General features: G+C 70.2%; 19 protein-coding genes and 2 pseudogenes. 5 read left to right on the forward strand and 16 right to left on the reverse strand.

Annotated elements, in window-relative coordinates:
- Positions 1-85: 85 nt before the first annotated feature.
- Positions 86-1195 carry a glycoside hydrolase family 26 protein gene (locus ACWGI8_RS06765; protein WP_453659034.1) on the reverse strand — a complete coding sequence of 370 codons (1110 nt, stop codon included), beginning with the start codon at positions 1193-1195 and terminating at the stop codon, positions 86-88.
- A gap of 122 nt (positions 1196-1317) precedes the next feature.
- Between ACWGI8_RS06765 and ACWGI8_RS06770 the strand changes: the two genes are divergently transcribed.
- The gene (locus ACWGI8_RS06770) at positions 1318-1656 is read left to right on the forward strand and encodes a hypothetical protein (RefSeq protein WP_453659035.1); all 339 of its coding nucleotides are present in this window, start codon (positions 1318-1320) and stop codon (positions 1654-1656) included.
- Here ACWGI8_RS06770 and ACWGI8_RS06775 read toward each other — a convergent pair.
- The 11 genes from ACWGI8_RS06775 to rocD all read right to left on the reverse strand — a co-directional run bounded on the left by ACWGI8_RS06775 (position 1646) and on the right by rocD (position 14276).
- Entirely contained in the window at positions 1646-3553 is a 1908-nt protein-coding gene (locus tag ACWGI8_RS06775) for a hypothetical protein (RefSeq protein ID WP_453659036.1), read from the reverse strand. The genes ACWGI8_RS06770 and ACWGI8_RS06775 overlap by 11 nt on opposite strands.
- A 101-nt stretch (positions 3554-3654) precedes the next feature.
- A complete protein-coding gene (locus ACWGI8_RS06780) occupies positions 3655-4461 on the reverse strand; it encodes a polysaccharide deacetylase family protein (RefSeq protein ID WP_453659037.1) in 807 nt (268 codons plus the stop codon).
- Between the two features lie 14 nt (positions 4462-4475).
- The gene (locus ACWGI8_RS06785) at positions 4476-5750 is read right to left on the reverse strand and encodes a glycosyltransferase (RefSeq protein WP_453659038.1); all 1275 of its coding nucleotides are present in this window, start codon (positions 5748-5750) and stop codon (positions 4476-4478) included.
- Between the two features lie 137 nt (positions 5751-5887).
- Positions 5888-6964, reverse strand: coding sequence for a GNAT family N-acetyltransferase (locus tag ACWGI8_RS06790; protein ID WP_453659039.1), 1077 nt, complete (start codon positions 6962-6964; stop codon positions 5888-5890).
- 263 nt (positions 6965-7227) lie between these two features.
- On the reverse strand, positions 7228-7905 hold the full coding sequence (locus tag ACWGI8_RS06795; protein WP_453659040.1) for a hypothetical protein: 678 nt from the start codon (positions 7903-7905) through the stop codon (positions 7228-7230).
- 131 nt (positions 7906-8036) lie between these two features.
- Positions 8037-8798: a methyltransferase domain-containing protein gene (locus ACWGI8_RS06800; protein ID WP_453659041.1), complete on the reverse strand. Its 762-nt coding sequence runs from the start codon at positions 8796-8798 to the stop codon at positions 8037-8039.
- Between the two features lie 169 nt (positions 8799-8967).
- Entirely contained in the window at positions 8968-10161 is a 1194-nt protein-coding gene (locus tag ACWGI8_RS06805; RefSeq protein WP_453659042.1) for an amidohydrolase, read from the reverse strand.
- Between the two features lie 86 nt (positions 10162-10247).
- Positions 10248-11039, reverse strand: coding sequence for an amino acid ABC transporter ATP-binding protein (locus ACWGI8_RS06810; protein ID WP_453659043.1), 792 nt, complete (start codon positions 11037-11039; stop codon positions 10248-10250).
- Positions 11036-11989 carry an amino acid ABC transporter permease gene (locus ACWGI8_RS06815; RefSeq protein ID WP_453659044.1) on the reverse strand — a complete coding sequence of 318 codons (954 nt, stop codon included), beginning with the start codon at positions 11987-11989 and terminating at the stop codon, positions 11036-11038. Before ACWGI8_RS06815 ends, ACWGI8_RS06810 begins: the two co-directional genes overlap by 4 nt.
- A gap of 24 nt (positions 11990-12013) precedes the next feature.
- Entirely contained in the window at positions 12014-12964 is a 951-nt protein-coding gene (locus ACWGI8_RS06820; RefSeq protein WP_453659045.1) for an ABC transporter substrate-binding protein, read from the reverse strand.
- A gap of 91 nt (positions 12965-13055) precedes the next feature.
- Entirely contained in the window at positions 13056-14276 is a 1221-nt protein-coding gene (rocD, locus tag ACWGI8_RS06825; protein WP_453659046.1) for an ornithine--oxo-acid transaminase, read from the reverse strand.
- Between the two features lie 161 nt (positions 14277-14437).
- On the opposite strand from rocD, the gene ACWGI8_RS06830 reads away from it, so the two are divergent.
- Positions 14438-15109, forward strand: coding sequence for a TetR/AcrR family transcriptional regulator (locus tag ACWGI8_RS06830; protein WP_453659047.1), 672 nt, complete (start codon positions 14438-14440; stop codon positions 15107-15109).
- A 236-nt stretch (positions 15110-15345) separates the two neighbouring features.
- Here ACWGI8_RS06830 and ACWGI8_RS06835 read toward each other — a convergent pair whose 3' ends face one another.
- A complete protein-coding gene (locus ACWGI8_RS06835; RefSeq protein ID WP_453659048.1) occupies positions 15346-16038 on the reverse strand; it encodes an aspartate/glutamate racemase family protein in 693 nt (230 codons plus the stop codon).
- Positions 16039-16267: 229 nt separating this feature from the next.
- Between ACWGI8_RS06835 and ACWGI8_RS06840 the strand changes: the two genes are divergently transcribed.
- A complete protein-coding gene (locus tag ACWGI8_RS06840) occupies positions 16268-19627 on the forward strand; it encodes an Ig-like domain-containing protein (protein ID WP_453659049.1) in 3360 nt (1119 codons plus the stop codon).
- Between the two features lie 98 nt (positions 19628-19725).
- Here the strand turns inward: ACWGI8_RS06840 and hutI are convergent, their stop codons facing one another.
- Entirely contained in the window at positions 19726-20895 is a 1170-nt protein-coding gene (gene hutI / locus ACWGI8_RS06845) for an imidazolonepropionase (RefSeq protein ID WP_453659050.1), read from the reverse strand.
- 125 nt (positions 20896-21020) lie between these two features.
- On the opposite strand from hutI, the gene ACWGI8_RS06850 reads away from it, so the two are divergent.
- Positions 21021-22355: a hypothetical protein gene (locus ACWGI8_RS06850; protein ID WP_453659051.1), complete on the forward strand. Its 1335-nt coding sequence runs from the start codon at positions 21021-21023 to the stop codon at positions 22353-22355.
- On the opposite strand, the gene ACWGI8_RS06855 is transcribed toward ACWGI8_RS06850, so the two are convergent.
- Complete coding sequence (locus ACWGI8_RS06855; RefSeq protein WP_453659052.1) at positions 22283-22510, reverse strand: DUF397 domain-containing protein; 228 nt, start codon at positions 22508-22510, stop codon at positions 22283-22285. The genes ACWGI8_RS06850 and ACWGI8_RS06855 overlap by 73 nt on opposite strands.
- Positions 22511-22512: 2 nt before the next feature.
- Positions 22513-22892 (reverse strand): annotated as a pseudogene (locus ACWGI8_RS06860) (Scr1 family TA system antitoxin-like transcriptional regulator); the annotation flags it as partial.
- Between the two features lies 1 nt (position 22893).
- On the opposite strand from ACWGI8_RS06860, the pseudogene ACWGI8_RS06865 reads away from it, so the two are divergent.
- Positions 22894-23202, forward strand: a pseudogene (locus ACWGI8_RS06865) (ATP-binding protein); the annotation flags it as partial.
- Between the last annotated feature and the right edge of the window lie 371 nt (positions 23203-23573).

The raw sequence follows: 23573 nt of genomic DNA on the forward strand, positions 1-23573 counted from the left end.
GCCCAGGCCGCGTTCGCCGCGGCCGCCCTGCCCGTGTTCACCGGCTTCTTCGCGGCGGCGGTCGCCTCACTGGCGTACCGCCGCTTCAGCGGGTCGGTACGCGCTGGTTGAAGTAGGCGTCCTGGCCTGCCCGGCGGTAACCCTCCAGGCCCGGACCGTCGTTGACCGTCAGATCGCAGCCCGGGCCCGGCACCGCACGGTTCCAGTGCACCATCGCCTTCACCTTCGGCAGGGTCCTGGCGACCTGAGGGATGGCGGTGTACCAGTCGCGCCGGCGGTCCGGGTCGGCCGGATCGGGAACGGTCGCGAACTCGGCCAGCATCAGCGGCTTCTTGTCGGAGATGTTCGCGATGAGCCAGTCGTAGGTGGGCCGCTGGCTGCGGTCGAAGTCCTTCCAGTCCGTGGTGTTGTGGCAGGTGAAGTAGTTGTACTGGTCCATGGCGAGCCAGTCGACGTAGTCGTCGCCGGGATACAGCTGCTTCATCAGATCGGCGCTGCCCAGATATCCGGAGACCGTCCACACCCATACGACGTTGTGGGCGCCGAGCTTCTCGAAGCGGTCCCGCAGATGGCGGTAGGCGGCGACGTACTCCTCGGGGCTTCCCGCGCCCTCCTTGATCCGGGCGTCGACCTCCTGGTCGAAGGAGAAGAAGACCCGCTTCCCGTACGCCTTGATGCGACGGATCTGCGGGTCGATGATCTCGGAGTCGTACTCCCCGGACGCGATGTTCCTCCAGCCGAGCTGGGTCTCGGTGTAGTTCTCGTGGTGCGGTTCCTTCCACACCGTCGACTCCCAGGCGAGCATGAGCATCCGGTCCCTGCCCAGCTCCTGCTCGTCGGGGGTGAGCAGCTGTCCGTCGAGCTCGTTCCCCGACATGTCGTGGTACGTGTACACGAGGTCGAGCCTGCGCCCGATCTTCTTCTCGAACGCGCGTACCGGTGCGGTGAGCGATCCGTTCCTGTCGTACGGGATGTACGCACCCCACCAGGCGCCGCAGCGTGGAACCAGCTTGTCGTCGGGGGCGCACGGACCGGTGATCGCCTCCCCCGAGACGGCGTTCCTGGGTAAGCCCTCGTCCGCCGTTCCGTCGTCGGCGGTGGCCCAGATCCCGAGTCCGGCGAGAACGGCGGCGACCGCGACGAGGACGATGGCGGCGTAGCCGCGGCGGCAGGTCCCTGAGTGGCGTCCACTCATCAGCCACCGCCGCCGGGTTCAGGGCCTGTCCGGGCACGATCCGCGCCGAAGGAAGCACGCGTGCCCTTGCGGCGCCGCGGGTGGCGGCGGGCAGCGGCAGTCCCGGCAGCACGGAGACGACCGTGGCGAACGCGGCGAGCGGCACCAGGAACGCGATCGCCGAGAAGGCCTCGACGAGGAACAGCGAGGTGGCGGTGAGTACCCCGAGGGAGAGGCTGATGGGCGCGGCCAGTGCGAACGCCTCCAGGCGCGCGGCGGGCCGCAGTCCGCCCGGCTGTGGATACAGCAGAGCGAGGCCCGGGCCGAAGGAGACGAAGAGGAGGACCGGTATCCAGCGCAGGGGTGAGCCGCCGGGCAGCAGGGTCGCCGCGAGCGCCACCCATCCGGAGGCCGCGACAGCCACTCTGAGCTGTGTCCGGTTCATGGTCACGGTCGTGTTCACGGGCATGTTCATGTGGTGACGCCTCGCGATCGGTACTCGAGTACGACGCCGTAAGGATGCTCCTCGACGACGGTGAAGAGCGGTGATGCGGACAGCTTGGTGCGCAGCGTGTCGAAGCCGCCGGACGGCAGCAGGCCCTCACCCGCCGTGTAGAGGTCCTGGGTGCGGGTGAGGATGACGTACGCCGTCGAGCCCGGCGGGATGCCCTCGGCCAGATAGCCGGCCGGGTCGGCGAGCATCTTCGCGTTCTCGGGCAGTTCCTGTTCGGCGAAGAACCAGTGCTCCAGTTCGTCGTAGCGGTGCAGGGACTGCGGGAAGGACCCGGTGGCGGCGAGGATGAGCGTGCCGTCCGGGGCCCCGTCGATGGCCCGGGTGACCATCGCGGTCTCGACGGGCGGGGTGTAGTTCATCCTCTCCTTGCCGTAGTACGACGGCAGGAACCCGGCCACCAGCGCGATCAGGGACACGGGCAGCGCGACGGCGGCGATGCGCCGGCGCACGGTTCTCGCCCGGGCCGACGCGCCCCGGACGGCGCCGGCGGCGGGCACCAGCGCGGCGGCGGCGAAGAAGGCCGCGCCGGGCAGCCCGAACAGATAGACACGGAAGAGCATTTCGCCGCCGTAGTCGTTGACGACGAACAGCGGCAGCGGCGCCACCGACACCAGCAGCAGTGGCAGTGCGCTGTGGGTGAGGCGGCGGCGCGCGACCACGGCGACGGCGGCGAGCGCGGCGACCGCGAGCACCATCAGCACATTGGCGCGGCCCGCGAGTTCGGGCCCGGGTCCGGTGAGCTGACCGGCGTACCCGGCGCGGGAGTTCCGGGTCAGTTCACCGATCGACTCGCGCAGGGTGCTGAGCGTCTCGACGAACAGCGGCCGCCCCATGGTCAGGTCCCAGATCAGCATCAGCAGTCCGGCGACGACCAGGAGCCCGTAGTTGCGGTAGCGGCGTGTGAGGGCGAGCGCGAACAGCGAGACGCACAGCATGACCGGCGTGAGCTGGTGCGAGGCGTTGATCGCGGCGATCAGCGGGGCGAGGATCAGCACGCAGACGGCGCGCTGGCGCAGCCCGGTGGGCGGCGGCACGGTGGTCGCTGCCGGGTCGAGACAGGTGCGGTCGCGCAGCCTGCCGGCCGAGCCGGGCAGCACGAAATGGCGTAGCACCACGGCCAGTACGGTCAGGTGCAGGACGTACGCGAAGCCCTGCGGTGCCAGATAGTCCTGGCCGACCCAGTTGGCGAGCTGGAAGATCCAGACGGCGGTCCACACCAGCCGCCAGTCCTCGGTGAAGGTCCGGTAGATCAGGATCAGCACCGGCATGAGCAGCAGACCGAGCACGATCGGTGCCCAGTTGAGGTAAGCGGCGGCGCTCTCGACTCCGAACGTGCGGACGAGGGCGGCGTTGAGGCTGAAGAAGCCGGGCCACTGGTCGTACGCCGACATGTTGCCGGACAGTGCGGCGTTCGGCCGCAGTTCCCCGTTGGTGAGGAGCATGGTGATCACGGCGTCGTGCTTCGAGGCCCAGGGGTAGCGCACCGAGTCGTACAGCACGGCGGGCGGTGCCTTGAGGGCGAACAGCAGTCCCACGCAGTAGGCGGCCGGCCACCAGGGCGCGGTCCCGGCGCGCCGCAGACTGATCAGGAAGCCGCCGGTCAGGACCAGGAGAGAGGCGTAGAAGGCGGCCGGCAGGGCGTCGAGAAGTCCGTAGTCGCCCATGGTGCGGAACCCGATTCGCGGCAGGGCGTACGTCCACAGGCCGATGCCGACGAGCAGCGGCAGCCACGTGAGATCGGGCAGGGCGCGGCGCCTGCGCGGGGGCCGGGTGGCGGCGTCGGCCGGCGGTTCACGGCCTTCGGTCTGCTTCGCGGGCGGCAGCGCGCCGCTCCCGGTGACCGGTGTGGGCACGCGTTGCTGCACAGTGCGGCTCCCCCCACGGATGTGGTCGCGGCAGTCACGCCGCTGTCCCTTTCAGCGAAGTATATGAACCTGGTTCGGTTTTGGGTGGCTCTCGTACATCTTCACCCGGCGAATTCCGGGCCCTTCGCGGCCGCCCGCGCCCTCCGGTAGAGCCGCCAGCCCATCGTCGGCAGCGAGTCCGGATACGGTGCGACCCGCGCGCCCGTGCCCTCCATCCACGCCTCGACGTCGGCGACCGTATGGCTGCGGCGCAGGATGAGACGGGCGATGCGGTACGCCTCGTCCGTCTCCGAACTCAGTGCGTGGCGTACGGCGACGGCGGACTCGTAGCCGGCGGCGCGTGCGGCGCGGCGCACGGCGCGGCTGTTGTAGCCGTGCGGATAGGCGAGGTGCCGCACGTCGTGACCGAGGGTGTCCTCCAGGACGGCCTTGGAGTGCCGCAGTTCGTGACGCAGCCGCCGCGCGCCGAGTGTGTCCAGCTGCGGGTGGGTCACCGTGTGCCCGCCGACCTCGATGCCGTACTGCTCCAGCTGCGGTGCCTGCGCGAGGGTCATCATCGGGGCGGGCGGCAGCAGACTGTGCAGGCCGGGGGTGATCGCGCCGGTGGTCAGGTACGCCGTGGCGGGCAGCTCGCGGGAGGCGAGCGCCTCGGCGGTGGGACCCGGCAGATCGGCGAAGCCGTCGTCGAAGGTGAGGACCACGGGCCGGGGCGGCAGGGGCCCGCCACGGCCGGCGAGATGGTCGGAGAGGGCGCTGATACGGATCGGGGTGCGGCCGCTGGCGACGATCGCGTCGAGCTGCAGGCCGAACTCCTCGGGGCTGACGGTGAATTCGGCGATCCAGTCGGGTGGATCGTCCATCACGGCGTGGTAGAGCAGCACGGGAATGCGTAGGGCTGTCCGGGGCATGGGCCCACCGCCTCTCATCGCTCCCCCCGGGTGTCCCAGGGGGACGGGAGTCCGCGTACCCGACGACGGGCCCTCGCATACCCGATCGGGCCGTACAGCATCCCGCGCCGTTCCAGCCGGGAGAGGCTGCGCGGCCAGGGGTGGCTGTGGGTGCCGTGCTGCCCGGGAACATCCGTGCGGTCGTCCGCGTCCCGGTGGGCGGTCATCGCCCGGGCGTGGGCGAGGCCGCGCGGCACCCGGGCGAGCAGGGCCGGGAGCAGCGCGGGGCGGCGGGCGAGGAGCGCGGTGAGGTACGCGGTCAGCCCGGCGCCGTATCCGTACGCCTGGTTCCGCAGGTCCTGCGGGGTCTCCCGGTGGTGGTGCCAGATCAGCGCGTCCGGGGTGTACCTCAGCCGGTGGCCGTCGGCCAGGATCCGTGCGAACGCGTACAGGTCGTCGCCGCCGCGTGCGGGGGTGCCGGTGCCGGTGGCCGGGTCGAACCCGCCGACGGCCTTGAGGGCCCGGGCACGGAAGGCCATGTTGGCGCCGGACCCGAAGCGCCCTGCCGTGAACGGGAACAGCGGCTCGTCGGCGGGCGGGCGGGCCGGGTCGTAGGTGCGGGGTGCGAAGCCCTTGGCGAAGCCGCCGTGGCTTTCGAGGAGGATCTGCGCGGGCGTGGTCAGCCGCGCCGGGAGGATCAGCCCGGTCGCGCAGCCGATCCTGGGGTCGTCGGCGAACGGCGCGGCGAGCGCGGTGAGCCAGTGCGGGTCGGCGACGACATCGTCGTCGGTGAAGGCGATCACCGCGCCGTCGGCGGCGGCGACACCGCGGTTGTGCGCGGCGGCCAGTCCGGGCACGGGTTCGCACGCATAGCGGACCCGGTCGCCGTACTTGTGCTCGACCAGGTCGCGGGTGGCGTCGGTGACCGGCGCGTTGTCGACGACGACGATCTCGAAGTCGGGGTGGTCCTGGGCGAGGAGCGAGTCGAGAGCGCGGGCGAGCCGGTCGGCGCGTTCACGGGTGCCGACGACGACGCTCGTACGGGGCAGATCGCCGAGGATCTCCGGCGCCGGGGCCCGTGTCCCGGCGAGGCGCTCCCGGGCGAGCGCGGCGAGGGCCTCGGCCGGGTCGGCGCCTTCGGGGACGGTGCCGGTCAGGGTGGCGACCGGGCGGCCGCGGAGGCGTACGAGGACGAACACCTCGCCGGTGGTGACGGGCGGCCCACCGGGGCCGGGGCGCAGCGCGAGCACGTCGGCGCCGCCCGGTCTGTCGTCGAGCGTGTCGAGGTCGAGTTCGGCGACCTGGAACATGTGCGTCCCCCCAAGCGGTGTGAGCCGTTCAGCGACCCGGCCGACTTCCGGTCGGTCACCGGGCCGATTGCCCGGCCGGCCGACCGCCCGGCCGATCGCCGGGTCGGTTAACGGCCGGATACCGGGTCGTTGCCAGGTCAGTTGCCCCGCAGCCGGCCGACCCGGTTGAGCGCCCTCTGCGCGTATCCGGCGAGGCGTGGCCGGTTCCGTACGTAGCTGTGGGCGCGGCGGGTGGGCTCACGGCTCAGCCAGTAGAGCGCCGCCCGTGCCCCCGGCCGGGTCGAGGAGCCTTCGTGGACACGGAGTTCACCGGTCTTGAGCGCGTCCTTGTACTCGGCGGCGCCGCGGCCGAGGTCGAGCATGCCGATGCCTTCGGCCGCGGCGGCCTCGGCCATCCGCAGATGCAGGATCAGCCCCGGCGAGTATTTCGCGAACTCGGTGTCGTACGACGGAAACCAGCACGACAGCACGGTGCGCGAACGCAGCCCGAAGTGCGCGGCGACGGGCCGGTCCGCGGCGTACAGCACGGAGAGGACTCCGGAGCAGCCGGGCGTACGGGTCTCGTGCAGGTGCCGCACGAGCGTGTTGATCCACTCCTGCGCGAAGCGGTCGCGGCGGCCCGTCCTGCGGTACTGCGCGGACTTCCACTCCATGAGGGTCCGCAGCGCGCCGGGATCGCGCTCGTCGAAGACGAACCGCGTCTCCCCCACCTGCCGCCCGAGCTTGCGCTCCTTGGCGGTCGTGGTCCTGTGGAACTTGGGCGACTGGGCGCGCAGCTGCTCCTCGTAGGCCGCGTACCCCTCGCCGACGTCGATGACGGGCGAGCCGAACTCCTCGACGCTGTCGGGCACGAAGAGGCTCTGCCCCGCCTCCAGGTTGTCGAACTCCCAGGCGGACAGCGCGCAGGCGCGGAGCAGTTCGCGTGCCGAGAGTCGCAGTCCGGGCCGCAGCACCGCGCCCTGGCAGTCGGACACACCGAGCCCGATGGCCCGGCCGTGCCCGAACGGCCCCTTCTCGTAGGGGAAGAACCCGGCCGGGACCCCGTCGTCGTCGATGACCGCGATCCTGGCCCCGGGCCGTACCCCCGCGACGGCCAGGGTGAACTCGGGCTCCATGAACGGATTGGCGGGGGCTCCGGACTTGGCGCGCAGTTCTCGCCAGGACTCGGTCTCCCCCTCGTCCAGCTCCCCGGGCTTCACGACACGAATGTGCACACCGCTCAACTCGACCCCCCGGTCTTCCCCCTTGAGCTTCCCCGGACAGGACGGTACCGGCCGAAATCCCACCGGGATAGGGAGCGAAGGTCAAGCTGTGACCAAACGGTGAAGTGGTGTGAAGCCCTGTGAAAGCCGGGGCGAATGGGGCGACCGGTCAGGCTCGACGGTCAGGCGTGAAGGGCCTCCGCGTCGTCCGGGACGAGCACATCGAGACCGTGCCCGGCGGGCCGGTCGCGGTAGAAGTCCTGCTCTCAGTCACGTCAGGCGCCATGGGGGTGCTCTGAGCCCCTCGGGCGGACGACCTCGAACGGAGTGATACCGGTGTACTGGGTCTCGCCTCCCGGCAGACAGTTCACCTCGGGATCGGTTCCCAGCCCGTCACAGTGTTGGGCGCTGAGCCGCACGAAGACCGTGGTCGTGTGCGAACCAGGCTTGAGGGGTTCCAGCGGGGGCGAGGCGAAGGTGGCGAACGGGATCCCGTCCTCCTCGACGACGAGACGCAGGACCCCCGGGCCGAAGGAGAGGCTCTTTTCATGGGGCGTGCCGATGTCCTGGACGATGCGGACGCCGAGGAACTTCAGGATGAAGTCGTTCATCGGTTTCGGCAGGTCGGGGGTGTAGCCGTCCGGGTAAACAGTGCCCTCCGCGCCGGCGGCCGTGCCCCAGCTCGGGAAAGAGCGGACCCACGGCTTCCTCGCCACGGCCACACGGCAGGCAGGTGGGCCGATGATCTGTTCCTGGATCGAGAGGAGTTCGTTGAGGTTGGTCCCGCTGGGGGTCAGACAGGCGTTGACCTCGGAACCACCGTCCCGCGTCCTGACCTGTACAGGCTCCTCCCACCAGCCTTGGACCGCCTGGGCGGTGCCGCTGCCCGTGGCGGCGAGTACTGTCGCCAGCACGGTGGAGACCACGGCTGCGCGGATGCGAGTGGGTTTCATTCGGCCCACTACCTTTCGTCGTCGTCGAGGCCGTAGCCGCCTCGTTACGAGGCGAGCATGCCTCGTTACGACAATGCTCTAATATCGGACACGCCGGTCATCTGCCGTACGGCTGACCACACGTCAGGCGCTCAGGGGGACAGCACCGCGACGTCGTAGCGTTCGGTCACGGGGACGGGACGGGTGAGCGGCTCGGCCTCCGCATCGAACTCCAGTCGGCGCAGGCCTTCGTGGAACTCCGCGGGGGTGAGGTGGGTGAACTTCGACTGGGGCCGGGAGACCATGCGGGCGTGGTACTCGCGCAGGCTCCGCGTGACCGGTTGGGCGAAGGACGTGAGTTCCCTGACGGCGAGGCCGGCCTCCGCGAAGTCGGCGAGGACATCTGCACGGGACGGAAACCGCTGCGCGTCCACCTCCAGAAGCCGTGGCCAGTAGGTGTAGACGAGCGCGTCCAGGCGCTCCCGGAACGTCGTCCGGATGACGGCCACACCGCCGGGCCGCAGGATCCGGGCCAGTTCGTGCGCCGCCCGGGCTCTGTCGGGGAGATGGTGGATCACGCGCGACATCAGGGCCAGGTCGAAGAGGCCGGCACGGGTGGGCACTGCCTCTGCCGTGCCGACGACGTAGTGCACACGGGGGTGGGCGTTGAGCCGCCGGGCCTCGGCGAGCATGGGTACGGAGGGGTCGACGCCGACCACGGTCGGCGCATGCAGATGGCGGGCCATCGCCGCGCAGAACATGCCGGTTCCCGCTCCGATCTCCACGACCGCGGGCTCCGGGCGGTCGGTGAAGGATCCGATCAGCCGGGTCCAGCCGCGCAGAGACGCGTCAGGCATCTCGTTGCCGCTCTGATAGACACCGGCCAGCCGCTCATCGTTGTGCGCACCGATCATGCGGCCGATCCTCACGGCCGGGTCGTTCCAGCACAAGCCCCGTTCGCGCCAGGCCCGGCCCGCAGGCCGTCCGTACGGCTCGGCCATTACTCGACGATGGCACGCCGGACTTTCCGCGGCGGACGCCGGGGGCTCCGGGACTGATCCAGCAGAAACGCCCAGCACAATCTCAGCCGCCCGAGGACTGCTGGGCCCGGAACACCGACCACCCTCGGCGTCCGAGGTCGGGGTCAGTGAGCACGTCGTACGCCGTGCACGCCAGCCCTTCCGCCGCGGCCAGCATCGCTGCCCTGCCCCGCTCATCGCCTGCCGCCTGGGCGAACTTCGGTGTGTGATCGCAGTGGTCGGGCGGAAGGATGCGGAGAAAAGGGTGGATGGTGGGAACCCTGGTGCTGACGTTTCCGATGTCGGAAGACCCCAGGAAGACGCCGGGCTCGGGCTCGGTGGCGGAGATGCCCAGGCGGTCCAGGTGTCGGGTGAAGACCTCGGCGAGCACCGGGTTGCTGCGGAAGTGGGAGTACGTCGCGCCTTCTTGAGTGAAAGTCACCGACGTACCCGTTGCCCGAGCGACCTCCTGAGCGCGGTCGGTGACCTGGGCCACCAGGTCGGTGAGGCCGGCTGTGGTCAGCGCCCGCAGGCCGAACCGCCCCTGTGTGTGGTCGGGGATGATGTTCGTCGCCTCGCCTCCCTCGGTGACGATGCCCTGCACATGTGAGCCGCTCGGCAGGTCCTTGACCAGCGCGGCAAGGCTGTTGAACAACCGGATGAGGGCGTCGAGCGCGTCGATGCCGTCATCGGGGTTGCCCGTGGGGTGAGCTGCCCGGCCGTGGAAGGAGATCCGCATCTCCACCATGGCCGTGAGCGGGGCCCATGACCAGTTGTGGACGCCGGGGTGGAACATCAGCGCCGCATCGACCCCGTCGAAGACACCCGCCTCGACCTCGGCGATCTTCCCTCCGCCGTCCTCCTCGGCGGGCGCTCCCACCACCAGGAGTGTCCCCCCGGTGCCTGCGACCATGTCCCGCAGGGCCAGGGCCGCCCCCAGCCCTGCCCCGGCGATCAGGTTGTGGCCGCAGGCGTGACCCAGGCCCGGCAACGCGTCGTACTCCACCACCAGCGCCACCGTTGGGCCGTCACCGCTGCCCAGGCGTCCCACGAATGAGGTCTCCAGGCTCGCTACCTGCCGCTGCACATCGAAACCGGCTGCCTCCAGCTCACCGCAGAGCAGTTCGGCGGCCTGGTACTCGTGGTACGAGAGCTCGGGATTCGCGTGCAGTGCGAGGCTGACCTCCCAGGTCCGCTCGGACAGGCCGGCGAGAGAGGCGCCGATACGCTCGTAGGGGTCGATGAGGTTGGGGTCCACAGGAATTCTCCAGTTCACGGCTCCGTCCCCACCGGGGCGTGGAGCCGGTTGTCGGGCACGGAGCCGGCGGTCGTACGGGCAGCGGCTCAGAGCACCTTGGACAGGAATGCCTTGGTGCGGTCGTGCCGAGGGTTGGTAAGGACGTCGCGGGGGTAGCCGGCCTCGACGACGACGCCGTCGTCCATGAAGACCAGGGCGTCGCCGACCTCGCGGGCGAAGCCCATCTCATGAGTGACCACGATCATCGTCATGCCCTGCTCGGCGAGGCAGCGCATCACGTCCAGCACCTCGCCGACCAGCTCCGGGTCGAGTGCGGAGGTGGGCTCGTCGAAGAGCATCAGCTTGGGCTGCATCGCCAGTGCCCGGGCGATGGCCACCCGTTGCTGCTGGCCACCGGAGAGCTGAGAGGGGTAGTTCCCGGCCTTGCTGCCCAGACCCACCTGGTCCAAGAGCTTCAGCGCCTGCTCCCGCGCCACCGACTTGGACTCCCGCTTGACCTGGACCGGCGCCTCCATCACGTTCTCCAGCGCCGTCATGTGCGGGAAGAGGTTGAAGCGCTGGAAGACCATGCCGATGTCCCGGCGCTGGGCGGCCACCTCGCGGTCCTTGAGCTCATGGAGCCGGTCACCGCGCTGCCGGTAGCCGACCAGCTCCCCTTCCACCGACAGCCGGCCGGCGTCGATCTTCTCCAGGTGGTTGATGCACCGCAGGAACGTCGACTTGCCCGAGCCCGACGGCCCGACCAGGCAGAACACCTCCCGCGGGGCCACTTCGAGGTCGATGCCCTTGAGCACCTGCACCGGTCCGAAGGACTTCTGCACCCCCTCCGCCTTGACCATCGGTGTCGCGGCGGTGAGCGGACTGATCCTGTTGTTCATGAGGTGCCTCCGGAGACGACCGGCCGGCGGATCGCCGAGAGCATGCCGCGCATGCGCTGCCAGGGGGTGGGCGGGAGCGCACGGCTGGTTCCCCTGCCGTAGCGCCGCTCGATGTAGTACTGACCGATGGTCAGCAGCGAGGTGAAGAACAGGTACCAGAGACTGACCGCGATCAACGAGGGGATGTTCTGGAAGGTTCGGGAGGCGATGTCCTGACCGGCTCGGGTGATATCGACCAGCGAGATCGCGCTGACCAGCGAGGTGGTCTTGAGCATCGAGATCGTCTCGTTGCCGGTCGGCGGGATGACCACACGCATCGCCTGGGGCAGCACGATCCGGCGCATGGTCCGGCCCCGGGTCAGCCCCAGGGAGGCGGCCGCCTCGGACTGGCCTTCGTCCACGGAGGAGATGCCCGCCCTGACGATCTCGGCCATGTAGGCGGCCTCGTTCAGGCCCAGACCCAGCACCGCCGCGGTGAACAGCGGCACCAGGTCGTTGTACTCCCAGGAGTAGAACTCGGGGCCGAACGGGATGCCGATCGAGATCCTCGGCCAAAGGGCACTCAGGAAGTTCCAGACGAAGAGCTGGACGAGCACGGGCGTCCCGCGGAACACCCAGATGTACAGCCAGGCCACCCCGGACAGCACCGGATTGTGCGAGAGCCGCAGCACCGCCAGCACGACGCCGCCGATCAGGCCGATCGCCATGGCCAGGACGGTCAGTTCCAACGTGGTCCGAAGACCGCGCAACACCGTCGGGTCCCACAGGATGTGCCAGACCATGTTCCAGTCGAGGCGGGGGTTGGTCAGCATGCCGTGGCCGAACATCGCTGCGAGCACCGCGACCACGGCGACCGCGACCCAGCGGCCCGGGTGGCGCACGGGCACGGCCTTGAGTTCCTCGGGGCAGTGAGTGCGGGCCGCGGCGTCCGAAGCAGTGAGAGTCTTCATGATCTTTCCTCAGGTCCGCGGTTCTCAGCCGGTCGCGCCGTTGACGGCTGAGCGGGTGACGGCGCCGGACTGGACCCCCCACTTGGTGAGGATCTTGGTGTAGGTGCCGTCGTCGATGAGTGCCTGGACGGCGCCCTGGACCGCCTCGGTGAGCCGGCCATCGCCCTTGGGCAGGACGATTCCGGAGGGATCGACGGCGTAGGGCTTGCCGAGTTGCTCGATCTGGCCGCCCGACTGCTTGACCGCGTAGGCGACGACGGAGGAGTCGGAGATCATGGCGTCGTCACGTCCGGCGACCAGGGCCGTGGTGACATCGGTCTGAAGCTCGAACCTGTGGCCGTCGCCGGGGATCGGCGGCTTGCCCTCGGCCTTGCACTTCGGATTGCGCACATCCTTGATCTCGTCGGCCGAGACGGTGCCCGTCTGCACGGCCACCTTCACACCGCACAGCTGAGCGGGGTCGATGTTGTTCGGGTTGCCCTTCTTGACCGCGATCGCCAGACCTGCGGAGAAGTAGGTCACCATGTCGACGGACTTCTCGCGCTCCTTGGTGTCCGTGAAGGAGGAGATGCTCATGTCGTACTTCTTGGCTTGGATGCCGCCGATGATCGCGTCGAACTTGGCGTCCTGGAAGTCGGCCTCGAGACCCAGCTTGGCGGCGATCGCCTTGCCCAGGTCGATGTCGACGCCGACGATCCGGCCGTCGGCCTCCTTGTACTCCATGGGCGCGTAGGAGGCGTCGGTGGCGACGACGACCTTCCCGGCCTTCCTCAGATGGGCCGGGACCATCGCCGCCAGCTTGGCGTCCGCCTTGGGTACGGGGAGCGCGGACGTGGTGGGGGCGGTGGCGCTGCTGCTCTGCGCTCCGCCGCATCCGGTGATCAGCAGGGATCCGGCGGTGATCAGTGCGGCGGTCGCCGTCAGGCGCACGGCGGCCGGCGGCATCAGGCGGGTTCGGGGGGCTCTCGCGGTCATGGCGTTGTCCTTCCAGTGACGGGGTTGTCGGTCCGGTGACGGGGGTGTCGGTCCGGTGACGGGGTTGTCGGTCCAGTGACGGGGGTGTCGGTCAGGCAGGCAGAACGGCGCGGAACTGCTCGAGCGCTTCATCGAGCTCGTCCTTTTCGATCACCAGCGGCGGGGCGATCCGGATGGTGCTGCCATGGGTGTCCTTGACCAGGACTCCGCGTTGCATCAGGCGCTCGGCCACCTGGCGGCCGGTGCCGAAGCGCGGGGCCACGTCCACTCCGGCCCAGAGCCCCCGTCCGCGTACGGCCGTGACCGAGCCGCCGCCGACCAGCGTGGACAGCTCGTGGTGCAGATGCGTTCCGAGCTCGGTGGCACGCTGCTGGTACTCGCCGCTTCGCAGCATCGCGATCACTTCCAGAGCGACCGCGCAGGCCAGCGGGTTCCCGCCGAAGGTCGAACCGTGGCTGCCCGGGCTGAGGACCCCGAGCACCGCCCGCGAGGAGACGACGGCCGAGACCGGGACGACACCGCCGCCGAGCGCCTTGCCGAGCACATACATGTCGGGCACGACACCCTCGTGCTCGCAGGCGAACGTCCGGCCGGTCCGCCCCAGCCCGGACTGGATCTCGTCGGCGATGAACAGCGCCCCGCGCTCGGCGGTGATCCGGCGAACGGCGGCCAGGTACCCGGCGGGCGGCACCAGAACTCCCGCCTCACCCTGGATGGGCTCAACCAGCACCGCCACGGTGCGGTCGTCGACGGCGGCCTCCAGCGCGGCCTCGTCCCCGAAGGGAACGACATCGAAACCCGGGGTGTAAGGGCCGAACCCGTCCCGGGCGTCGGGGTCGTCGGAGAAGCTGACGACGGTCGTGGTGCGGCCGTGGAAGTTCCCGCCCGCCACCACGATCCTGGCCTGGTCCTTCGGTACGCCCTTGACCTGGTAGCCCCATCGCCGTGCGGTCTTGATCGCGGTCTCCACGGCCTCGGCGCCGGTGTTCATCGGCAGCACCATCTCCATCCCGCACAGCTGCGCGAGCTCGGAGCAGAACGCCGCGAAGCGGTCGTGATGGAAGGCCCGGGAGGTGAGGGTGACTCGGTCCAGCTGCTCCTTGGCCGCAGTGATCAGGCGCGGATGGCGGTGACCGAAGTTGAGCGCTGAGTAGCCGGCCAGCAGGTCGAGGTAGCGGCGTCCCTCCACATCGACGAGCGTCGAGCCCTCGGCGGAAGCCACGACGACGGGGAGCGGGTGGTAGTTGCGGGCGCTGTGCGCTTCGGTGGCGGCGATCAGCGCCGCGGCGCCGGCGACGGACTCTTCGGACATGACTTCTCCGCGGATGAGGGGCGACTGAGGGGACCAGCAGAACGAACGAGTTCTTTGGCGGCACAGTCAAAGATGAGGGCCGCACCCCTGTCAACACCGGAGAAGTTCGAGAATTAATTCTCATACGTGATCGTTAAAGAATGGTCCGGTACCATGCCGTTATGGCCCGTCCGAAGAACCAGACCGCACGCCGGGAACAACTCATCCGCGCCGCCAGCCGCGCGATCAGCGCCCAGGGGCTGTCCCGGCTGAAGGTGGCAGGCATCGCCGACAGCGCCGGAGTCACCCGCGGCTCCGTGCACTACTACTTCAGCGACCTGTCCGAGTTGCTGATCCAGGTTCACAAACGAGCCCTGGAGCGGTTCTTCACCAACCGCGCCGCGGTGGCCGAGGCCATGAACGACGCCCGGGACCAGTTGGTGGAGTCGATCCGCCGCGGCATCCCCGACAGCCCCGACGACGAACTTGCCGTGGTGCTCTGCGAGTTCAACACCGCGATCCGCGACGACCCGCTGTTCTCGACACTTACGCAGAGTCGGTACGACCGCCAAGTGACCATGTATGCGGCGATCCTGGAGATCGGAGTCGCGCAGGGCCACTTCACCCTCAGCGAGCCGGCCACCGATGTGGCCTCCAACATCGTCTCGCTGGAGGACTCATACCTCCTGCACATCGTCTCCCGCAACGAATCGCTGCCGCCCAGGCGCGCTCTGGAACTGATCCTCAGCTACGCCCGCACCGCGACCGGTTGCCCGGACCTCGTCCCGGACCGCGTCCCGGTTGGCAGGCCGGCGGCCGACGGGACCGAGCCGGAGGCCAGCACCCAGGCATAGCGGCCGTGAACACGAGCGGGACGGAAACCGCTGAGTGTCCACCTCACGGAGTCGTGGCCAGTAGTCGTAGACCAGCGCGTCCAACTGCTCCCGGAACGTCGTCCGGATGACGGCCACACCACCGGGCCGCAGGATCCGGGCCAGTTCGCGCGCCGCCCGGACCCTGTCGGGCAGATGGTGGATTCTGCCCGGGCTTTCCTCCGGGCAAGACCGCCGCCCGAGCCGCCCGAGCCGGGTCAGGGCCGCAGCGCGGCCCGTACCGCCGCCTCCGCGTGCAGCCGGGTCGTCGGAAAGACCGGAACGGGGCTGTCCTCCGGCCCGATCAGCAGCTCGATCTCGGTGCAGCCGAGGATGACGCCTTCGGCGCCCCGGCCCACCAACTCGTCGATGACCTTCCGGTACGCCCGCCGTGACTCCTCCCGAACGACCCCGAGGCACAGCTCCTCGTAAATGACCCGGTGCACCTCGGCCCGCCCCGCGTCGTCCGGGACGAGCACATCGAGACCGTGCCCGGCCAGCCGGTCGCGGTAGAAGTCCTGCTCCATGGTGAAGGCGGTGCCGAGCAGGCCCACCTTTGCGGCACCGGCAGCCTTCACGGCCTCTGCCGTGGCATCACCCAGGTGCAGCAGCGGCACGGGGACGGCGGCGGCGACCTGGTCGGCGACCTTGTGCATGGTGTTGGTGCAGATGAGCAGGAAGTCCGCACCGGCGGCCGCCAGCCCGCGGGCGGCCTCGGCGAGGATCTCCCCGGCCTTCTCCCACTCCCCCGCGACCTGTAGCTGTTCGATCTCCGCAAAGTCGACGGAGTGCAATACGCACTTGGCGGAGTGCAGACCCCCGGCCTGCTCACGTACGAGCACGTTGAGGAGACGGTAGTACTCGGCGCTGGATTCCCAGCTCATGCCGCCGATCAGGCCGATGGTCCTCATCCGTTCACGCTCTCATGCCCGCGCAACCCGTTTTCCAGGAGCGGCTGATCTGTTCGGCGTCTGCTCCGGACGGGTGGTTCTGTCGGTGATCTTGGTGAATTCCGGTGACCCGGTCCCGAGGACATCCGGAGGAGCGCCGCCACGGTGCCATTGTCTGCGGGCGATCAGCACCGCCCGCCGGTCGCTGGACCGGAAGGAGAGGGATGAGCAGAGCCAGAGAGGGGGGCGCATGCTGAACAACCGCAGGCAACGGCGCGCCCTCACCATTGTCAGCAGCATTCTCCTCGTACTGCAGGCGCTCGTCTTCGCCGGACCCGCCCCCGCGTGGGCAGGTCAGGACCAAGCACTCGAAACCGGCTACGAGCCGCACAACGCCACGGCCAATCCCCGGAGGCCCTCGCAGGTCGCCGTCATGCGGGGATGCACGGTCCGCATCGACAACAACTTCGGCAAGGACGGCTTCCCGATCACGCGGACGTCGACCCTCCCGTGCTCCGGCGACCCGTCCCTCGCCTTCGACTCGCAGGGACGCCTGTTCGTCACCCACCTCTCGTCCAGCTTCAACACCACCCCCAACCGCTTCGGAGTGGGGGTCGGCCGGATCAACGACCTGACGACGACGGGGAACCAGACCTTCACCCCCGTCCAGGTGAGCGCCAACAGCCCGAACAACCAGGACAAGCAGTGGCTGGTGGCCGACGCCAACCCCACCAGCCCCTACCGGGACAACCTGTACATCGTCTGGTCGGACCTCGGCGCCCCCTGGCAGATCCAGTTCTCCCGCCTGGAGAGCGGCGCCACGAACTGGTCGACGCCGCAAGCCCTCTCCGTGGCCGGGGACGGGGACTCCTGGCCCTCCCACGCGGCCGTCGGTCCGAACGGCGATCTCTACGTCGCCTATCACGCCAACATCTGCGTCGAGGGGACGGACGGAGCGCCCGGGGCGGGCACCGTACAGCTCCTCCGCGACGGCTCCGGCGGGGCCGATTTCGCGGCCGGCACTGTCCCGCAGAGGACCACGCCCCCGCCGTTCGGGCTCGGACAGGCGAGCGTCTCCTGCAACGTGCAGGACAACTCGGGCGGTGAGATCCCGGGGACCGACTTCTGGCTCCAGGGCTCCATGCAGCCGTGGGTGCTGCCGGACCCGGCCCGGCCCGGCAACGTCTACGTCGTCGCCAACGACGACCCCAACGACAACTTCGGCAACGGCGACGACGGTGACGTCCGCATCGCCCGCTCCACGGACAACGGCGTCACCTTCGGCACACCCACCAGGGTCGACCACGGGCCGGGCCAGACCCTCGCGGTGATGCCCACCGCGCACATCGACCAGGACGGGAACATCGTCGTCCACTGGTACGACACCCGCAGCGGCGACACGAACGGCGGCACCGGGCCGAACGGGAACGACAACTTCCTGCTGGAGCTCTACGGCACGGCGAGCCGGGACGGCGGACTGACCTGGTCGCAGGACTTCAGGATCAGCGACGCCCCGTTCGACCCCGATCTGAACGCCCGGTGCCGCTTCGGGCCGACCTGCACCGACCGGCCGGCCGACCCCGAACGGACCCTGCGCATCGGCGAGTACAACGGTGTGTGGACAGTCGACGGAATCGGCTACGCGACCTGGACCGGCAACGCCACCCCGCCGGCCGGCGGCAACCCGGCCGCCGGGAACCAGACCACGTACTACGACACGTTCTCGGTGCTCGGAGCCTTTCCCGACACGTTCGAACCGAACGAGTCCATCGACACGGCCGTCGCCGCCGCGCTCGGCTCGGACGACCGGTTCAACCAGGGCCGGCTGAGCCTGCACAGCGCGACCGACGTCGACTTCTTCCGGGTCGTGCCCCGCCACACCGGGCACCTGACCGCGGGCATCGCCTTCAACGAGGTGATCTCCGGGCTCCAGGTCCGCGCATACGACAAGTTCGGCAACAAGGTCTCCACCGGCGCGGTCGCGACGATCAGGCCGGGCAGCTCGACCAGCGGGCTCGCGATCCCGGTCGTCAAGGACGAGCCGTACTTCATCGTGGTCGGCGACAGCGGCATCACCGACCCGACCGAGCCGGGTGACGCCTCGCCGACCGACCCGCCGCAGGCGACCTACGACCTGACCGTCGTCAACCGCGAGGCCCCCGAGCCCTTCGGCCTCGACCTCAAGCACGAGTCCGACTCGGGCCGGTTCGACAACGACGACGTCACCAGGATCACCGGGCCGGAGCTCTTGCTCCGGGTCGACGACGCGGACCTGCGGGCCGCGAGCATTCCGCTGTCGCCGGAGAACGGCACGGCCGGCCTCGTGGACGACGCCCCCGGCTTCAAGGTGGCCGTGGAGCGCGACGGCCTGCGCGTCGGCTTCGCACTGCCCGTGGACCCGGTCACCAAGCCAGGGCTGTACGAAATCGACCTGGACCCCGTCCTGACGGAGGGGGAGAACCTGATCACCGCCGAGGTGATCATTGTCGACCCGTCCGACGACCCGGCCGCCCCTGGCACCGCCCACGTCGTCGGCTCGGGTCCGGAGAGCGCGCACCGGCTGGCGATCACACTCGACACGACCGCCCCTGCCGCCCCGGCCGCCGCCCCCGACCTGCTGTCGTCGAGCGACACCGGCGGCAACAGCGTCGACAACATCACGACCATCACCGAGCCCGCCTTCCAGGGCTCGCCGGTCGAGCCGAACGCGCTGGTTCGGCTGACGGCCGACCCGCCGTCCGCCACCGGGCCCACCGTGGTCGGGAAGGACACCGTCACCGCGGCCGGTGAGTACGAAGTCGTCAGCGATCCGCTCGACGACGGAACGTACGACTTCGCCGTGCGGCTCGAGGACCTCGCGGGCAACGTGAGCGCTGCGTCACCGTCCCTCGCGGCAACCATCGCCAACCAGTCGCTCACGCTCACGGGCGCCACGGCCGACCTGGTCGTCAACGTCGGCCAGAACACCGTGACCGGCTACCCGGGCGTCCCCGGCGGCTTCGTCGGCATCCGCGGTATCCCCGTGGTGAACCTCGACGCGGCCGGCCACGAGGTCGCCGTCCAGGGCGGTGCGGGCGACGAGTCGCTGACGTTCACCCCGACCAGCGCCGACAGCGGGCGGCTCACCCGGTCCAACTCCGCGCAGGTGATCAACTTCACCGGAGTCACGGGCGACGTGTCGGTCAACCCCAACGGCGGCGACGACGAGGTCACCATCGTCGGCACCACCAGGGCCGACTCGGTCTTCGGCACCGTGGACCTGCTGACCCTGCTCCGGGTCCAGGGCCTGCTGGGCCTGAAGATCACCACCGGGCAGACCGAGCGGATCGGCGTCAGCGCGCGCGGCGGCCGGGACACGGTGGACATCACCGCCATGGACACGATCAGCGCCCTGCTGTCCGTCAACTCGGGTCCCCCGGCCACGGCCGCACCGACGCAGGGCGACACCCTGATCGTCCGCGGCGGTTCGCCCAAGGACAAGCTGTCCAACGCCCCTGGCGGCCCGAACTCCGGCGAGGGCTCGGCCTTCGTCCGCTACCCGCACACGACCGGAACCGAGACGCGCATCGACTACACCGAGACGGAGCGCGTGATCCTCGACCACTCGTAGAACACGGAGGCGAACACACCGCGGCGCCCTTCCCCGGCAGCACCGGAGAAAGGGCGCCGTCGCGTTGTCAGAGGCGTTCTGCGGGGCTTGCCGGGAACCTAGGCCACTGCGACACCCCGCCGCCACACCTTCGTGACCAGCGGGACCCCCGGGCGGTACGCGAGGTGGACGTGCGACGGGGCGTCGAGGAGCGCGAGGTCGGCACGGGCGCCGGGCGCGATGCGGCCGATGTCGGTGCGGCGCAGGGCCGCCGCACCGCCGGCCGTGGCGGACCAGAGGGCCTCGTCCGGGGTCATCCCCATGTCGCGTACCGCCAGCGCGATGCAGAACGGTACGGAGGAGGTGAAGGACGAGCCCGGGTTGCAGTCCGTGGAGAGCGCGACGGTCACACCCGCGTCGAGGAGTCGGCGGGCGTCGGGCCACTGGGCGCGGGTGGAGAACTCGGCGCCGGGGAGCAGGGTCGCGACCGTGTTGCCGCTCGCGAGGGCGTCGACGTCCTCCTGCGTGAGGTGGGTGCAGTGGTCGGCGGATGCCGCGTCCAGTTCGACGGCGAGCTGGATGCCGGGGCCGTAGGTGAGCTGGTTGGCGTGGACACGCGGCATGAGCCCCTTCGCCATGCCGGCGGTGAGGATCTCGCGCGCCTGGTCCCCGTCGAAGGCGCCCTTCTCGCAGAAGACGTCGACCCAGCGGGCATGGGGCGCGCAGGCGTCGAGCATCTCGCCGGTGACGAGCGCGACGTAGGCCGCCGGGTCGTCGGCGTGGTCCGGCGACACGACGTGCGCGCCGAGGTAGGTGACCTCCTCGGTGTGCCGGGCGGCGATCCGGAGGGCCCGTTCCTCGTCGTGCGTGGTCAGCCCGTATCCGGACTTGGTCTCGAAGGTCGTGGTGCCCTGCCGGAGGGCCTCGTCCAGGTAGCGGACGAGGTTGGCTTCGAGCTCGGCGTCCGTGGCGGCGCGGGTGGCGGCGACGGTGGTCCGGATGCCGCCCGCGGAGTAGGCGCGGCCGGACATGCGGGCGTTGAACTCCTGGGTGCGGTCACCGGCGAAGACCAGGTGCGAGTGGGAGTCGACGAACCCGGGGATCACGGCCCGGCCGCCCGCGTCGTACGCCTCGTCGGCGGCGGGCGCGCTTGCGGCGGGGCCGACCCAGGCGACGGTTTCGCCGTCGAGGACGACGGCGGCGTTCTCGATCAGGCCGAGGGGGCCCTCGCCGGCGGCAGGATCGTTGGTGACGAGGGAGCCGATGTTCGTGATGACGGTGCTGGTCATGGTTCCTCTCCGTGGGGTTCCGTCCCCCTACGGCCAGGGGCAGACCTTGACGCCCTCATGCTGTCACAAGGGCATCCCGCCGCTTTCTTCCCGCCCCCGCAGCACGCCGCTGTAAGGTCGGGCGCATGCCGGGACCGCGATCAGCAGGACGTCTGCGTCAGGCGCTGCGATGGTCGCGCCGGCTGATCGCGGTCGTCGTCAGCGTCTGCGCGCTGATGGGTGTGGTGCGCCTGGTCGCCCCTGCCACGGCCGCGGCCACCGACGCTGAACCGCCCGGTGTCCAGCGGCAGTTGGCGTTCCTGCGCGCCGCCCTGGACGACGGCGCCGGGGACGAGGCGCAGCAGTTGTTCCCCGAGGGGTACTTCTTCCTGCACGCGCTGTACGGCCTGACCTGGGTCGAGATCGGGATGCGTGCACCGGCCGGGGAACGGTCCGAGGCGCTGCGGGAGGCGCGGTGGGCGCTGGAGCGGCTGGACTCGCCGGCCGGCCGCGCCCCGTTCAGCGCGGACCTCGTCCCGTCGTACGGCGTCTTCTACCGCGGCTGGTGCAACTGGCTGCGCGGCGGGGTGCTGAGCCTGCAACCGGCCGCGGACCGCGATCCGGCCGAGCTGCGCCGGTTCGCCGACGACTCTGCGGCGCTCGGTGCGGCGTTCGACGCGTCGGCCTCGAAGACGCCGTACCTGGCGGCGTACCCCGGCCAGGCCTGGCCGGTGGACTCCACGGTGGCGATGGCGTCGCTGCGGCTGCACGACAAGCTGCTGCCGCCCCGGTTCGCCGGCACGGCCGACCGCTGGCTCCGGGGCGTACACGAACGGCTCGACCCGCGTACGGGACTGCTCCCGCACCGCGTCGACCCGGACAGCGGCGCCCCGGCCGAGGTGGCCAGGGCCACCTCACAGAGCATGATCCAGCGCTTCCTCGTCGACATCGACCCGGCCTTCGCCGGTGAGCAGTACCTGCGCTTCCGCGACCGGTACGTCGGCACCCCGCTCGGCCTCGGGCCGGCGGTGCGGGAGTACCCCGACGGCATCGACGGCCCGGCCGACGTCGACTCCGGCCCGCTCCCGCTGGGCATCAGCCTGTCGGCATCCGTGGTCACCGCGGGCGCGGCCCAGGTGCACGGGGACGCCGCGCTCGCCGAGGGGCTGACGAACTTCAGCGAGCTGCTGGGCCTGCCGGTCGACACTCCGTGGACGAAGCGGTACGCGTTCGGGCTGATGCCGATCGGTGACGCGTTTCTGGCCTGGTCGAAGACCGCGCGGCCTTGGGTGGCCGGCGACGCTCCGTCCCCGCCACCGGCGAGCATCTCGTGGTGGTGGCGGCTGCCGCTGCTGACGCTGCTGGTCGTTCTCGGCGTCGCACCGTGGGTGCCGATGCTGGTGCGTCGCTACCGGGGGCGGCGCGACTCGGAGGCGTACGACAGGAAGCCGGACCAGGCGGCGGAGCCGAAGGCGAGCTGAGGGCCTTCGGGGTTCTTGGAGTCGCGGACGTGGAGAGTGGGGCAGGAGGGGCTGGAGGCGACCTCGACGCAGTCGTTGCCGTCGCTACTGCTGCTGTAACTGCTCTTGAACCACTGCAGCCGGGGGCCGTCTCCAGCGGAGGGCTCGAGGGCCATATCTCTCCCCGCAATTGCTCGATGAGGGCCCGGGACTCCCGTGGGCTGAGAGCCTGGGCCCGGATGATGCCATACCGCAGCTCGATGATCCGGAGCTGTTTCGCTTCGGAGACCGGGCGGCAGGCGAACACGTTCTCCGCGCGGCCCACCGCCCTACCGTCCCTGAACGTCAGCACCTCGATGACGCCAGCCATTCCGGCGTGGCCTTCGTGGGCACCATTCTGCCTCCGATCGGGCGGCGAAGGGTCACCTCTTCCTGGACAAAGCTCAGCTCGGGAGCGGGTGACCGTTCGAAGATCGAGTGCCGCGCCATCCGCGCCGCCACCATCCGCTCCACCTCGTCCGCTGAGTAGGCGGGCCGCTGTGTTCCGATCAACGCCCGCTCCTGGGGCCTGACCTCGGACGCCGCCGTCCACGTCATCGCCGAGCTGGCCTCCAACGCCGCGCTCCACGGCCGGGGCTCCGGCCGCGACTTCCGCCTGAGGCTGGCGGCGACGCCGAACACCCTCCGTATCGCAGTGACCGACACACGCGGTGACCGCCTGCCCGCCCTTCAACCACCCGCTCACGACCGCGAGTCGGGCCGCGGCATGCTTCTCGTCGAGACGCTCGCCGACCGCTGGGGCATCCGCTCCGGCCCGGTGCCGTGCAAAACAGTGTGGGCGGAGATCGACCTCGTACGGTCCGGGTGAAGCCGCCACCGGGCCGCCGCCGGGCTTCGCCGCACCGAAAGCCGGAAACCCGTATCCCGGAGGCCCGGACGCCGGAGGCACAGGCGCCAAAGACCAAATAACCAGCGGGAAATAACCCCACCCCACCTCACCGTGGTGACCTCAGGCTCCCAGGTCACTCGCGCGAGTGATCCTGACCCGGAGCGCTGGATTCCGGCGAGATCTCCAGGGCAGGGTCGGCATCGACAACTCCCGCATATGCCACGGCACATGCAACGGCCCCCGGCCGGGACGGGCATCCCGAACGAGGGCCTCACCACCAAGGAACTAGAGGCTTCCCGATGGCTGTCACGCAGCTTAACGCGCCCCCGCGCACCCAGAAGCCGGTTCGC

Source organism: Streptomyces sp. NPDC054841, from assembly GCF_053611045.1.